Here is a 13,416-nt window from a genome sequence, read left to right on the forward strand (position 1 = left end):
AAGCGGCTGGAACCAGTGCGTGTAGTGGGTGGCGCCCTTCTCGATGGCCCACTCCTTCATGGCGTGCGCCACCACGTTGGCCACCTCTATCTCCAGCGGGGCGCCCTCGCGTATCGTTTTGAGCAGGCTCTTGTACGTCGCCGAGGGCAGGCGCTCCTGCATCGTGTGCTCGTTGAACACCATCGAACCGTAGATCTCCGAAACCTTTGCCATGGACGCGCTCCTCTTCTTCCGTCCCAGGGCGGCGTCGTGCCGCCGCGTTCAACCTCCCCCTACGCTACGATCGCAGTGTTTCAAGAAGTTTTCGACAAGCGAAAATGACTGTTACGAACGGCCCGCCCCTCCGCGCGCGGGCGCACCGCGTGTTTCCAACGGATGAAATCACGGAACCGCGAGCCGCCCGGCAACGTAGAGGGCGTACAATCGAAAGACGTTTGGAAGCCGGCCGCTCGCTGCGGCCCAAACGTGAGGAGCATCATGGCAAAGCACATCTTCGTGACCGGCGGCGTGGTTTCTTCGCTGGGAAAGGGCATCACCGCGGCCTCCCTCGGACACCTGCTGAAAGCCCGCGGCCTGAGCGTGACCATGCAGAAGATGGACCCCTACCTCAACGTGGACCCCGGCACGATGTCGCCCTACCAACACGGCGAGGTGTTCGTGACCGAGGACGGCCACGAGGGCGACCTGGATCTGGGGCACTACGAGCGCTTCATAGACGAGAACCTCTCGCGCGAGTCCAACTTCACCCAAGGCTCCATCTACCAGACGCTCATCGCGCGCGAGCGCCACGGCGACTTCCTCGGCGGCACGGTGCAGGTGATCCCGCACGTCACCGACGCCATCAAGGAGCGGCTGCGGGCCATTGCCGAGCGCTCGGGAGCCGATGTCGTCATATCGGAGATAGGCGGCACCATCGGAGACATCGAATCCCAGCCGTTCATCGAGGCCGCGCGCCAGTTCAAAAAGGAGCGCTCCGCCGGGGAGGTGCTGTTCGTCCATGTGACGCTGGTCCCCTACATCGCCGCGGCCCACGAGGTGAAGACCAAGCCCACCCAGCACAGCGTGAAGGAGCTGCGGTCGCTGGGGGTGCAGCCCGACTTCATCGTGTGCCGCAGCGACCACGAGGTGCCCGCCGCCGTGCGCGAGAAAATCGCGCTGTTCTGCGACGTGGCTCCCGAGGAGGTGCTGGCGTGCGTGGACGCCCCCTCCATCTACGAGGTGCCCCTTGCGCTGCGCGACCAGGACTTCGACGGCAAAGTGCTCGCGCGGCTGGGTATGGAGGCGCCGCCGGCCGACCTTTCCCCGCTGCGCGCGTTTCTGGCTGCGGAGAAGGCGTGCCAGAAAGAGGTCGACGTGGCCGTGGTGGGCAAGTACGTGAGCCTTCCCGACGCCTACCTTTCCGTGATAGAGGCGCTCAAGCACGCAGGCATAGCCCTCGGCCGGCACGTGAACGTTCACCTGATCGACGGTGAGGGGCTGACCTGCGACGACGAGGCGGCGGCCGCGCTGGACGGAATGGACGGCGTCCTGGTGCCCGGGGGATTCGGCCAGCGCGCCTTCGAGGGCAAGATAGCGGCCGCGCGCTTCGCGCGCGAGCGGAACGTGCCCTTTTTGGGCATCTGCCTGGGATTGCAGGCGGCCGTGTGCGAGTTCGCGCGCGACGTGGTCGGCATGCCGGGCGCGACGTCGGCCGAATTCGACCCGCAGGCCGCCTTCCCCGTGATCGACCTCATGCCCGAGCAGGAGGGCGTGCGGGACAAGGGCGGCACCATGCGCCTGGGCGCTTATCCGTGCCTCCTTGCAAAGGGGACGCGCGCCCGCGCGGCGTACGGGACCGATCTCGTGAGCGAGCGCCACCGTCACCGCTTCGAGGTGAGCAACGACTACCGGGGCGCGCTTGAGGAGGCGGGGCTTGCGGTGTCGGGCACCTCGCCCGACGGGCGGCTGGTGGAGATGGTCGAGCTGCCGGACCACCCCTGGTTCGTCGCCACCCAGGGGCATCCCGAGTTCAAAAGCCGCCCCACGCGCCCGCACCCGCTGTTCGTCGGGTTCGTGGAAGCCGCCGCGCATCGGGCGTGACGGCGAAAAGCGCCCGGGTCCGCCCGGGCGCTTGCTCAGTTCGCGTACATGCTGGCGTAGGGCCGCGAGCTTGCGGGGCTCAATCGGAAGAACCCCTCCCCCGTCGCCTCCACCGGCGCGCCAAGCTCCTCTGCGAAATGCTCGTTGTACTGGCCGAGCAGCTCCGCGAGAACCGCCCGGTCATCGGCGTCCGCCGGCTTTTGCACCAGCCCTGCGGGCACCTCGTCGTCGGCAAGGCGGTGCCGCAGGTAGATGACGCCGCCGTGCATGCCGGTGGCAAGGTAGCGCCCGGGACGCCCCAACAGCACGATGACGCCGCCGGCCAGGTACTCCCCGAGAAAGCTGCCCGCGTCCCCGCCGATGACGATGGCGGGGCGCTTGTCTTGGAACTGCTTCATGTGGATGCCCACGCGCCAGCCGCAGCCGTCGCGCACGAATATCCTGCCGCCGCGCATGCCGTAGCCCGCCGCGTCGCCGCAACGGCCGTGCACCACGATGCAGCCGTCGTTCATGGTGTTGCCCACCTGGTCCTGCGCGTTGCCGAACACCTCCACCTCGCCGCCGTCCAGATAGCACGCCAGGTCGTTGCCGGGCACGCCGTGCACCCGAAGCGCCTTGCCCGCAGGCATGGCGCAGCCCAAGTAGCGCTGCGCGTGCGCCTCCTCCACCCTCACCTCGTCCGCATCGCTGAGCGCGGCGCGCACCGCCTCGTTCGCCTCGGTGAAATGCGCGGTGCCGAGCCGCACCGTCGCCGTCGCGGGCGCCTCTTCGCCTCCATACGTCATGCCTCCTCCTTCCCGTCCCTGCCGAAGGGGCAGAGCGCGTGCAGGCGCTCCCAGCGCGCCTCGGCCGAAAAGTCCAAGTTAAGCGGCGCGCGGTCGAACAGGCCGGCATCGAGCGCGACAAGCGGAACGCGCCGTTCGATGAGCGCCGTGTAGATGCCCGCGTTCTCCGGGCGGCTCAGCAGGATGTAGCCCACCAGCAGCCCGTCTTTCGTGACGAACTTCGCATACGCATTGCCCTCGATGTCCGTGCGCACCTCGCAGCCCGCGTCCTCGGACGGATTGATGATTCCGGAAGTGAGCAGCGACACATCGAAGAAGTCCACCGCGTTGACGGCGAATCCTCCTTCGAACGGCTCCGCATCGCGAGCACCGGCCATGAACGAACCGGCGATCTTACCCTGCCGCACGGCGTTCGGCCATAAGGCAAGCGGACGCTGCGAGCCGTCGAGCACGTCGGTCACCTGCACCACGTCGCCGGCGGCGTAGACATCGGGAAGGCTCGTCTGCAGGTCGGGCCCGCACACAAGGCCCCGCCCTTGCTCGGCACCGGCCTGCACGGCCAGCGCTGAGTTCGGCCTCACGCCCACAGCGGCCACCACCACGTCGCAGTCGAGCTCTTCGCCGGTAGTCAGCAAAGCGGTGGTGGCGCAAGGGCCCTCCCCTCGCAACTCGGAAATCGACACACCCGGACGGCACGATATTCCGTGATGGTCGAGCATCCGCGCGAGCAACGCCGCCGCCTCGTTGTCGAGCACGGCGGGCAGGATGCGTTCCGCAAGCTCCAGAACCACCACGTCGTCCGCATGGTGGCAGAATGCCTCGGCCGCTTTGAGGCCGATAAGCCCTCCGCCGATGACCAGCACTCGGCACGCGCGTCCGGCGGCATGGGCACAGACGCGCGCTTCGTCCACGGCGGCCTGCGCAGCCAGCGCGTCATCGAGGGAGAGGAACGTGAACACGTTGTCCCTGCCCGAGATCCCTTCTATGGGAGGGACGAACGGAACGCTGCCCGTTGCCAGCAAGCACTTCCCATAGCGAACCTTTTCCCCACATGACAAGAACGCCTCGTGCGCTTCCGCGTCAAGCGACACGACTTCGAACTGGGCTCCTAGCAGGGTTTCGATGCCACGGCTCTCGTAGAACCCCTTTTCTTTAAGATCCAAACGGTCAAGCGAGGTTTTTCCCTCCACCAGATACGATATGAGCGGACGCCCGTAAGCGGCGTGCGGCTCGCGGCTCACCACGAGCACCGATCCGTCCGCGTCAAGCTCGCGGATGCGCTCCGCAGCCGCCACGCCTGCCGCCGAGTTGCCGATAATGAGGTAGTTGGCGAACCGCTCGCTCATGAGCATTCCTCGCTTTCCACAAACACGAGCGCCCTGTTCGGACAAGCCTTCACGCAGCTGGGATCGCCCGGCTGCCCCAGGTCGTCGCCGCACAGGTCGCACTTGTAAGCTATTTCCTTGCCCGCCGCCTCCTCAACCCGCACGCAGCCGAAGGGGCACAGCGCCACGCACGTCCGGCACCCCACGCACTTCCGCGGGTCCGAGGTGACCACCCCGGTGACCGGGTCCTTCGTCATGGCGCCGGAGATGCATCCCTCGACGCACTTCGGGTCGGCGCAGTGGCGGCAGTTCACCGCTATCGAGCGATGGGCGTCGCCCTCCACGCGCACGCGGTTGCGCGGCTCGGGGAACTCGAGGGTGAGCGCCTTCACCGTGTCCCTGCTGGCCGAGTGGAACGTCTTGCACGCCACCTCGCAGCGCTTGCAGTCGATGCACCACGCCTCTATCGCATAGATCCTCTTCATCCCCATCACGCTCCCGCATGCTTCACGCCGAGTATCGAAAGCTCCGTTTCGGTGAGCCCTATCCCGCGCAGCATGAGCCGGTTGCCGCGCAGGCTGTCGATGGCGTTGATGCCCATGCCGCCCATCATCTCCTGTATCTCGTGGTTCCACGCGCGCACAAGGTTCGCCACGCGCTCGGCCCCTATCTCGGGATTGAGGCGGCGCGCCAGGTCGGGGCGCTGCGTGGCGATGCCCCAGTTGCACTTGCCGCTCGCGCAGTCCTGGCACTGGTGGCAGCCCAGGGCTATGAGCGCGGCGCTGGCCACGTACACCGCGTCGGCTCCCAGCGCCACGGCGCGCACCACGTCGGCCGAGTTGCGGATGGACCCCGCTGCCACCAGGCTCACCTTCGAGCGGATGCCCTCGTCGCGCAAACGCTGGTCAACCGCCGCCAGCGCCAGCTCGATAGGGATGCCCACGTTGTCGCGGATGCGCGCCGGCGCCGCGCCCGTGCCGCCGCGGAACCCGTCCACCACTATCACATCGGCCCCGGCCCGCGCGCTGCCCGACGCGATGGCCGCCACGTTGTGCACTGCGGCTATCTTGACGGCCACGGGCTTCTCGTAGCGCGTGGCCTCCTTGAGCGAGAACACCAGCTGCCGCAGATCCTCGATGGAGTAGATGTCGTGGTGCGGCGCGGGCGAGATGGCGTCGGTTCCCTGCGGGATCATGCGGGTGCGCGACACCTCCTCGTCTATCTTCTCGCCGGGCAGGTGCCCGCCGATGCCGGGCTTGGCGCCCTGGCCTATCTTGATCTCTATCATGGCGGCGGCGTTCAGGTAGTGCGGATCCACGCCGAAGCGCCCGCTGGCCACCTGCACCACGGCATGGTCGCCGTAGCGCTCAAGATCGCGATGCAGGCCGCCTTCGCCGCAGTTGAAGCACGTGCCCAGCTCCTCGGCGGCCATCGCCAGCGACTTCTGCACGTTGAGCGAGACAGATCCGAAGCTCATGGCCGAGAACATGATGGGCACGTCCAGCTTGATCTGCGGGGGCATCTTGGCCGCCAGCGTGCGCTCGCGCTCGTTCACCTTGAGGACGTCGGGGCGGCTGCCCAGCAGCACCCGCGTTTCCATCGGCTCGCGCAGAGGATCGATGGAGGGGTTGGTCACCTGGCTCGCGTTGAGCAGCAGGCGGTCCCAGTAGATGGGGTGAGGCTGCGGGTTGCCCATGGACGACAGCAGCACCGCGCCTGTTTGCGCCTGCTTGGCGATGTCCTGCATGGCCGAAAGCGTCCAGTTGGTGCTGCCGTTTCCCACCTGGGGCCAGTTCGTTATGGCGAGCGCCTGCGTGGGGCACATGACCACGCAGCGCTGGCAGTTCACGCACCGCGCATGGTCGGCCGTCACGCGGCCAAGCTCGTCGTCCACCACGTGCACCTCGTTGGCGCACGAGCGCTCGCACACGCCGCACTTGACGCACAGGTCGACGTCGCGCAGCACCTTGTAACGGGGAAGCAGGTAATCGAGCATTTATCGGCCCTCCCTCTGCACGACGAAGGGCACGCCCCCGTCGATGGCGCGGACGTTCTCCACATCGGGGCACACAAGCTCGATGGCCGCCTGCTCGGAGGCCAAATACACCATGTCGCCCTTCTCGCCCGCCATGAGGGCGCGCAGCTTCAGCCGGTCGTTGAGCGCGAGCAGGCCCTCGTCCGAGCCCAAGATGATGGACATGGGCCCGTTGATGAGCGCGCTCGCGTACACGCAGCGCAGCGCCGTCTCGAACTCGGCGCGCTCGGGGTCCATCTTGTCGATCTCGTCCCACGAACTTGCGCACAGGATGTGCGCGGCCAGCTCCTGGGAAAGCCCATGGCGGCGCACCAGCAAATCGAACAGGTAGGTGATCACCTCGGTGTCCGTCTGAAGCGAGCATTCGTAGCCGAACTGCTCGACGTAGCGACGGTTCGCGTCATAGCTGGAGATCTCGCCGTTGTGCACGATGGACCAGTTCAGAAGCGTGAAGGGATGCGCGCCGCCCCACCAGCCCGGCGTGTTCGTGGGAAAGCGCCCGTGGGCCGTCCACAGCCACGCCTTGTAGTCGCCGATGCGGTAGAACTCGCCGATGTCCTCGGGGTAGCCCACGCCCTTGAACGCCCCCATGTTCTTGCCCGAGGAGGCCACGAACGCGCCGGGGATGGCCGCGTTGATGTGGAACACGTGCTGCATGGTGTACTCGGCCTCGTCAAGCCCGCTCATGTTGAGCTTCACCGGATGGGGCGCGACGAAGTAGCGCCAGATGTCGGGCGCGTCTTGGATGGACTTCACCGGTTCGGTGGGAATGCGCTCCTGCTTCTCGCTCATGAAATGAACGTCGAGATACGCCTCCGTGCGGTCGCGCGCCTCCTTGCTCTCGTACATGATGTGAAAAGCGTACAGGCTGGCGTACTCCGGATAGATGCCGTAGGCGGCGAACCCGCCGCCCAAGCCGTTGCTTCTGTCGTGCATGAGCGCGATGGCCTTCAGGATGTCGCGCCCGTCATGGCGCCCGCCGGTCCTGTCCATGATGCCGGCTATGGCGCAGCCTGACGGTATCCTCACGTCGCCTTCGCGCAACGATGCGGGCTGCCTCATAAACGTCTCCTCGTCTGCCCTCTTTCCGTGCTGCAGGCGGAAGGCGAGGAAGCCCCCATCCCCCGAACAGGCGCGAACGCGCCCCGGAGGTCCGTTCCGAGCGCGCCCCTCTCCGCGAAGACGGGAGCCTCCTCGCTTTCCGCAACGTCTCCAGCGTACGGCGAGATTGTTTCAGGCGCGTGGATACCTTGTTTCCATCGGGTTTCCCGGACGCGGGGATGCGGCGTCCGGGAAACCCGTGAGGAGGGGCGGGCGGCCTACCCGAGAGCCTCCTCGATGGCGGCCAACAGGTCGCCGTATTCGTCGAAGGCGGGCAGGTCGGGGTTGTCGGCTTTGATGGAATCGGTGCTCCTGAACAAAAAGCCCGCCTTCCCGGCCCTGATCATCCCCAAGTCGTTGAAGCTGTCGCCGGCTGCCACGGTGTCGAACCCGCACGACTGCAAAGCGCGCACGGTGGTGAGCTTCGACTGCTCGCAGCGCATCTTGAAGCCCACGACCTCGCCGTCGGGCGCCACCTCAAGCTCGTTGCAGAACAGCGTGGGCCACCCGAGCTTTTCCATGAGCGGCATGGCGAACTGGGTGAACGTGTCGCTGATGATGATGACCTGCGCCTTGGCACGCAGCTCGTCCAGAAACTCCCGCGCGCCCGGCAAGGGGTCGATGCGCGCGATGGTGTCCTGGATCTGAGCCAGGCCCAGCCCCCGCTCGCGCAGGATGCCCAGGCGGTAGTCCATGAGCTTTCCGTAGTCGGGTTCGTCGCGCGTGGTGCGCTCAAGCTCCGGGATGCCCGTCTCGCGCGCGAAGGCTATCCATATCTCGGGCACCAGCACGCCCTCCAAATCCAAGCAAACCAGGTTCACAAGCTCTCCTCTCCTTTTTGTCGCGGTCCGTCGGGCAACGCTATTTCACCGTGAGCACGGGAACGTCGGTGCCGTGCAGGATGCCGTAGCTCACGCTGCCTATCATGCCGCGGATGGCGCCCAAGCCACGCCGCCCCATGACGATGAGGTCGCAGCCGCTCGTCTGCGCATGGCGCAGCAGCGCCGCCACGGTCGACGTCCCCGCCACCACGTGAACCTCGGCGCGATCCCCCAGCGCCTCGAGCGCGCCGCCCAGGTTGGCGACCACCTTCTCGCGCGCCTGGTCGAGCACGGGCTGCACCACGCCCGAGTACTGCGCGTACTCCGTCATGCCCAAGGGGACGCCGTCAAGCGAGCCGTGCGTTCCCAGCTCGTCAAGGCCCATCACGCCCGACGGGATGGCGTGCACCACGTCCAACCTCGCATCGGGCAGCGCCTCGGCCAGGCTCTTCGCGTACTCGAGCGCGCTTTTCGCATGCTCGGACCCATCGTAGGGAACCATGATCTTGGAGAACAACATCGCAGGCCTTCCTTTCGTCTCGGACCTTCCGCGCCGTTGCGGCCTTGCCGGTTCGGATTATACCTCGAACGCGGCGGAAGGGCCCGCGCCCGTCCAAGGCGCGGCCTCCCTTTCGGCCAAGGGCCCTTCCCGCCTGCGGCGACAACGCTTCGTTTCCCTGCGGAAACCGTCCGGTTCTTCCCCGCAGGCACGCGCACATGCTTTCATCGGGACGCAGAGAAGGAAAACGAGTCAAGGAGGGAACAGCATGGCAATCACACGCAGGCAGTTCGTCAAAGGCGCGGGCGTCGCGCTCGGCGGGGCGATCCTGGGCACGGGGTCCCTCGTCGCAGGATGCTCCTCGCCAGGTGCGACCTCGCCAAACGGCGGCGCGCAGGCCACCGTGCCGGGCTTCAACGGCGACGTCACCGTCAGCCTGACGGCGGATCCGGAAAGCGGCGCCGTGTCGGACGTCGTCGTGGAGGGCGCTTTCGAGACGCCCGACCGCGGCGGGCGCGCCGTCGCGGCGCTGCAGGACGCCATGAACGCAAGCGGAAGCGTCGACGTCGATACGGTGAGCGGTGCCACCGTCACCTCGGTGGCCATCTTGGACGCCGCCGCCTGCGCGAAGGCCGCCGCCCTGGGAGCCTCGGCCGCAGAGGCGGACATGGCCCCCGGCACCTACACGGCCGTCGCGCACGGCCACTACCCCGGCATCCCGCTCACCCTGGACGTCACCGTCTCGGAACGATCCATAGACGCCGTCGAGGTGACGGGGGAGAACCTGGAGACGGAGCTGATGCTGCGCGCCGCCGTGGACACCTACATCCCGCGCGTGCTGGAGCACCAGGCCCTCTCCGTCGACGCCGTCACCGGCGCCACCATGACGAGCAGCGCCATCCGGCTGGCTTTGGAGCGGTGCGTGAAGGACGCCTTCGCAGCGGCGGGCGCAGGTCCCGAGGCCGTGGCCCAGTGGCTGCGAAGGGCCGAGCACAAGCCCGCCCCCGCTCGAACCATCGAGAAGGACGTGGTGGTGATAGGGCTGGGCGGCGCGGGCATGGCGGCCGCGCTCTCGTGCGCCGAGCAGGGGCTCAGCGTGCTCGCCCTCGAGAAGGCGGGCAAGTACGGCGGCACCCTGTGCGTCACAAGCGAGTCCCTCGCCGTCAACCCGCCGCGGTTCAAAGCCGAGAAGAACGGCGGCGCGGACTTCGTGGACGCCGCGGCGCTGCGCGCCGACTGGCTCGAGCGCACGCGCGGCGACGCGAAGGAGGAGCTGGTGGACCTTTTCCTCTCCGAATCCGGCGCCACCATCGACTGGCTCCACTTCGACCACGACTGGCCCTACGAGCTGCCCGGACCCGGGCATTCGAGCTACGCCGTCTACAATTGCTGCTACACGTACTCGCCCTACACGCTCACCGGAACCAAGTCCGAGCTAGCACGACGCATCGACGGCATCATGGAGCAGTACGTGGAACTGGGCGGCGAGTACCTGTTGGAAACAGAGGTCACCAAGCTGGTGCGCGACGACGCGTCGGGCGCGGTCGTCGGCGTGGAGGCCGCGGGCTTCGACGGGTCGGCCCTCGAGGTGAAAGCCCGGGCCGTGGTGCTCGCCACCGGCGGCTTCGGCGAGAACGAGGAGCTCATGGACCGCTTCATGGTGAACGACCACTACCCCTTGGCGGGGACCTGGCACCTCTACGGCATGGCCACCAACGACGGGGCCGTGATCAAACAGGCCCTCGATCTGGGCGCCGGCACGTTCAATCCCAGCGTGCCGCCCTTGTCGCACCTCGCCGGCTTCCCCGTCAACCTCACCGGCTTCGGCACGCGCGAGAAGGACGAGGTGTCGTTCTTCACCGGCCACACCGCCATCTGGTCGGAAGGCGATCTGCCCACCGCGCTCTCCGTGGCAGCCGACGCGCTGGCCGTCGACCGCGAGGGCCGACGGTTCATGAACGAGGAGGAGTTCGCCACCCACGGCGCCATCAAAGCCGGTCCCGAGTACTACACCGTCTGGTCGCAGGATCAGTTGGACGCCTTCAGGGAGCGGGGGCTGCGCTACGCCGACCCCGGCCCGTCCATGGGCTACGTGGGATGCCAGTCAACCATCCCGCTCGACACGCCGCTTAAGCGGCTCGACGAGGTGATGGAGGCGGCCCTGGCCACCGGCTACGCCCACCGCGCCGACACGGTGGAGGAACTCGCGGAGCTTGCGGGCATGCGGCCGGACGCGCTGCGATCCTCCGTCGACGCCTACAACGAGGGATGCGCGGCAGGACGGGACGACGACTTTGGAAAGAGTCCCGACCACCTGACGCCCATCGGGGAGGGCCCCTACTGGGCGCTTTTGGGCTGCGCGTTCTACTACACCACGGCCGGAGCCCTCGACGTCGACGCCAACCTCAACGTCCTGCGCGCCGACGGCGCCGCGCCCATCGAGGGCCTGTACGCGGTGGGAACCGACTCCATGGGCGTCCTCATGACCGAACGCGACCAGTACCTCGACTACGGAGGCGCCGCCTCGGGATGGGCCCTCACCAGCGGACGGCTGGCGGGCAGGCGCATCGCCGAGCGCCTGGCCTGACCGTCCCGGCCCCTGGGCGCGGCCCCTCAGTCGAGGCGCGCGCCCAGGGCGTAGGCGACGAAACGCTGCGCCGCCGGGGACAGCTCGACCGCCGCCGGCACGAGCAACACGATCTCCCAGCGGTAGCGGTCGCTTTCGATGGGCCAGCGGAACAGGCTGCCGTCGTCTGCGGTTTGCAGGTAGCAGGCGGGCCCCACGCACACGCCCTGGCCCGCCTTCGCCATTTCCACGATCATGCTGTAGCCGTCGAACCCGTCCCTGATCTGCAGGCCCTCCACAAGCGAGCGCTTCTCCTCCAAAAGGATGCGGTCCAGCTTGAAGTTCCTGTCCAGCAGAAACAGGCTCGTGCCCGGCTCGATAGCGCCCTGCTCGCTCAGCACCGACGTCGAGCCGAACAGGTAGAGCGGCTCGCGCTTGAGCGACACGAACCGCACGCGCGAGGATTCGACGGGCGCCACCGCGAGCGCCGCCTCGCACAGCCCGTCGGCCACCATGCCCTCGCACTCCTGCGCGTCCACCACGCGCAGGTCAAGCGCAACGTCGGGATGCTCTGCGGAAAACGACGAGAAGAACCGCCCGGGAAGCGAGCTTGACACGCCCCGTGCCACGGCCACCGGAAGCGACGTCGCCCCCACGTGCGGTCGGTCGATGACCGAGAGGATCTTCTCGTACAGGGCCACCGCCCGTTTCGCCAGCGGATAGATCGCGTCGGCTTCGGAAGTGGGCTCCACGCCGCCGGCCTCCCGCACAAACAGCGTCACGCCCCACTCGGCCTCCATGCCCCGGATCATCTTGCCCACCGCCTGGCGCGAGAAGTACGACCGGTCGGCCGCCTTCGAAAACGACCTTTCCTCGTACACCAGGCAAAAGCACCGCAGCTTTCCCAAATCCATGCGCCCCGCCCCCCTACACGCCGGTCAGGTCGAAGGGCGGGACGAAGCTCTCCTCGGCCGCGCCGCCCTCCTGCCAAAAGTAGTCCTCGACCCCTAAGCCGTCGGCGTAGTCCAAAAGCCTCTCGTAGTCCTCCTCCGCCACGCGGCCGGCCAGCTCGGGGCAGCGCGCGAGCGTCCGCGCCGCCCGCGCATCGCCGGCCGCCGCGGCGGCGGCCACCACGGGCGTGTACTGGTTCATGAGCGACAGCAGCACGTCCGAGCCGAACCGCTCGTGCACAAGCCGCACCACGCGCTTGGAGTCCTCCAACGCGCCGGGCAGCGCAAGATGGCGCACCACCACCCCGCGTGCAAGACGCGGCATGCCGTCCACCTCGTCGAAGACGGGCGGGCCCGCCTCCTCCACCATGGCGTCAAGCGCAAAGAGCGCCACCTCGGGGTAGTCCGGCGCCTGGGAGTAGCGCGCCGCCAGGGCCGCGTCGGCGTACTTGAAGTCGGTCAGGTACACGTCTACGACGCCCGCGTTGCCGCGCACGGCCGCCACCGTCTCGTAACCCGACGTGTTCCACACCACGGGCACGTCCAAGCCGCGCGAGCGCGCCGCCGCCACCGCAGCGCGCGCCTCGATCGCGTAATGCGTGGGCGTGACCAGGTTCACGTTGAGCGCCCCTTGCCCCGCAAGCTCCAAAAACATCTCGGACAGCCGGCCCACGCCCACCTCCGCGCCCGCCTCCCCCGCCGCTATCACGGCGTTTTGGCAGTAGGAGCAGCGCAGCGGGCAGTGCGCGAAGAACACCGCGCCGCTGCCGCGCGACCCGCTCAAAGGAGGTTCTTCCCAAAAATGCAGCGCCGCGCGGGCCACCGTGAGCGCGCGCCCCGCCCCGCACGCCCCGCGCTCCCCCGCCGCCCGGTTCGCGCCGCAGGCGCGCGGGCAGAGGTCGCAGCGGGAGAGAGGCGCGGGATCGGCGGACATGCCCCGACCGCCCTTAGTTGGCCGAGTAGCCCGGATAGCCGGGATAACCCGGGTACAGGCCCGCTCCGTAGTCGTAGTCGCGGTCGAGGTCCTCGTCGTCCTCGCCGAAGTCCTCCTCGGAACCGCCGTAGGCCTGCTCGGCGCGCGTCCAATCCAGCCCCTGCTCGGCGCAGGCGGCCTCCTCGCCGTACACGAGGGAAAGCGCCGCCGGCCCCTTGTCGGCCCCGCCGATGACGGCCAGCAGCTCCAGCAGATGGAGGCACGCTTCCGCCTGGGGCAGGATGAGGTCCACGTCGTCGGCCGCCGTGAGCGCCGCAGTGA

Annotated in this window: 12 protein-coding genes and 1 pseudogene; 2 read left to right on the forward strand and 11 right to left on the reverse strand. The window is 68.0% G+C overall.

What is annotated here, in order from left to right:
* Positions 1-213, reverse strand: a 213-nt coding sequence (locus tag ACWKY3_RS13760; RefSeq protein ID WP_449316963.1) for a glutamine synthetase III, incomplete at its 3' end; no start/stop codon positions are given.
* Between the two features lie 264 nt (positions 214-477).
* Here ACWKY3_RS13760 and ACWKY3_RS13765 point away from each other — a divergent pair.
* On the forward strand, positions 478-2,079 hold the full coding sequence (locus tag ACWKY3_RS13765) for a CTP synthase (protein ID WP_449316964.1): 1,602 nt from the start codon (positions 478-480) through the stop codon (positions 2,077-2,079).
* Between the two features lie 35 nt (positions 2,080-2,114).
* Here the strand turns inward: ACWKY3_RS13765 and ACWKY3_RS13770 are convergent, their stop codons facing one another.
* From ACWKY3_RS13770 to ACWKY3_RS13800, 7 genes are all read right to left on the reverse strand, one after another.
* Complete coding sequence (locus ACWKY3_RS13770) at positions 2,115-2,864, reverse strand: GltB/FmdC/FwdC-like GXGXG domain-containing protein (RefSeq protein ID WP_449316965.1); 750 nt, start codon at positions 2,862-2,864, stop codon at positions 2,115-2,117.
* Positions 2,861-4,210 (reverse strand): NAD(P)/FAD-dependent oxidoreductase, encoded by a 1,350-nt coding sequence (locus ACWKY3_RS13775; protein WP_449316966.1) that lies wholly within the window; start codon positions 4,208-4,210, stop codon positions 2,861-2,863. Before ACWKY3_RS13775 ends, ACWKY3_RS13770 begins: the two co-directional genes overlap by 4 nt.
* Complete coding sequence (locus tag ACWKY3_RS13780) at positions 4,207-4,680, reverse strand: 4Fe-4S dicluster domain-containing protein (protein ID WP_449316974.1); 474 nt, start codon at positions 4,678-4,680, stop codon at positions 4,207-4,209. The genes ACWKY3_RS13775 and ACWKY3_RS13780 overlap by 4 nt, the downstream gene beginning before the upstream one ends.
* Complete coding sequence (locus ACWKY3_RS13785; RefSeq protein ID WP_449316967.1) at positions 4,680-6,185, reverse strand: glutamate synthase-related protein; 1,506 nt, start codon at positions 6,183-6,185, stop codon at positions 4,680-4,682. The genes ACWKY3_RS13780 and ACWKY3_RS13785 overlap by 1 nt, the downstream gene beginning before the upstream one ends.
* Entirely contained in the window at positions 6,186-7,286 is a 1,101-nt protein-coding gene (locus ACWKY3_RS13790; protein ID WP_449316968.1) for a class II glutamine amidotransferase, read from the reverse strand.
* Positions 7,287-7,543: 257 nt separating this feature from the next.
* Positions 7,544-8,146: a bifunctional phosphoserine phosphatase/homoserine phosphotransferase ThrH gene (thrH, locus tag ACWKY3_RS13795; RefSeq protein ID WP_449316969.1), complete on the reverse strand. Its 603-nt coding sequence runs from the start codon at positions 8,144-8,146 to the stop codon at positions 7,544-7,546.
* A 40-nt stretch (positions 8,147-8,186) separates the two neighbouring features.
* Positions 8,187-8,666, reverse strand: a complete 480-nt coding sequence (locus ACWKY3_RS13800; protein ID WP_449316970.1) for a universal stress protein — start codon at positions 8,664-8,666, stop codon at positions 8,187-8,189.
* A 247-nt stretch (positions 8,667-8,913) separates the two neighbouring features.
* On the opposite strand from ACWKY3_RS13800, the gene ACWKY3_RS13805 reads away from it, so the two are divergent.
* Positions 8,914-11,232 carry an FAD-binding protein gene (locus ACWKY3_RS13805; RefSeq protein WP_449316971.1) on the forward strand — a complete coding sequence of 773 codons (2,319 nt, stop codon included), beginning with the start codon at positions 8,914-8,916 and terminating at the stop codon, positions 11,230-11,232.
* Positions 11,233-11,258: 26 nt separating this feature from the next.
* On the opposite strand, the gene ACWKY3_RS13810 is transcribed toward ACWKY3_RS13805, so the two are convergent.
* From ACWKY3_RS13810 to ACWKY3_RS13820, 3 genes and pseudogenes are all read right to left on the reverse strand, one after another.
* Complete coding sequence (locus ACWKY3_RS13810) at positions 11,259-12,125, reverse strand: LysR family transcriptional regulator (protein ID WP_449316972.1); 867 nt, start codon at positions 12,123-12,125, stop codon at positions 11,259-11,261.
* A 13-nt stretch (positions 12,126-12,138) separates the two neighbouring features.
* Positions 12,139-13,095: a radical SAM protein gene (locus ACWKY3_RS13815; RefSeq protein WP_449316973.1), complete on the reverse strand. Its 957-nt coding sequence runs from the start codon at positions 13,093-13,095 to the stop codon at positions 12,139-12,141.
* Positions 13,096-13,108: 13 nt separating this feature from the next.
* Positions 13,109-13,416: pseudogene (locus ACWKY3_RS13820) on the reverse strand (NAD(P)-binding domain-containing protein); the annotation flags it as partial.

Source organism: Rubneribacter sp., assembly GCF_965361815.1.

What these genes read in the sequence shown, in the direction of transcription:
- ACWKY3_RS13765 (WP_449316964.1), top strand. Translation starts at nt 478, where the DNA reads ATGGCAAAGCACATCTTCGTGACCGGCGGCGTGGTTTCTTCGCTGGGA.
- ACWKY3_RS13770 (WP_449316965.1), bottom strand. Translation starts at nt 2,864, where the DNA reads ATGACGTATGGAGGCGAAGAGGCGCCCGCGACGGCGACGGTGCGGCTC.
- ACWKY3_RS13775 (WP_449316966.1), bottom strand. Translation starts at nt 4,210, where the DNA reads ATGAGCGAGCGGTTCGCCAACTACCTCATTATCGGCAACTCGGCGGCA.
- ACWKY3_RS13780 (WP_449316974.1), bottom strand. Translation starts at nt 4,680, where the DNA reads ATGGGGATGAAGAGGATCTATGCGATAGAGGCGTGGTGCATCGACTGC.
- ACWKY3_RS13785 (WP_449316967.1), bottom strand. Translation starts at nt 6,185, where the DNA reads ATGCTCGATTACCTGCTTCCCCGTTACAAGGTGCTGCGCGACGTCGAC.
- ACWKY3_RS13790 (WP_449316968.1), bottom strand. Translation starts at nt 7,286, where the DNA reads ATGAGGCAGCCCGCATCGTTGCGCGAAGGCGACGTGAGGATACCGTCA.
- ACWKY3_RS13800 (WP_449316970.1), bottom strand. Translation starts at nt 8,666, where the DNA reads ATGTTGTTCTCCAAGATCATGGTTCCCTACGATGGGTCCGAGCATGCG.
- ACWKY3_RS13805 (WP_449316971.1), top strand. Translation starts at nt 8,914, where the DNA reads ATGGCAATCACACGCAGGCAGTTCGTCAAAGGCGCGGGCGTCGCGCTC.
- ACWKY3_RS13810 (WP_449316972.1), bottom strand. Translation starts at nt 12,125, where the DNA reads ATGGATTTGGGAAAGCTGCGGTGCTTTTGCCTGGTGTACGAGGAAAGG.
- ACWKY3_RS13815 (WP_449316973.1), bottom strand. Translation starts at nt 13,095, where the DNA reads ATGTCCGCCGATCCCGCGCCTCTCTCCCGCTGCGACCTCTGCCCGCGC.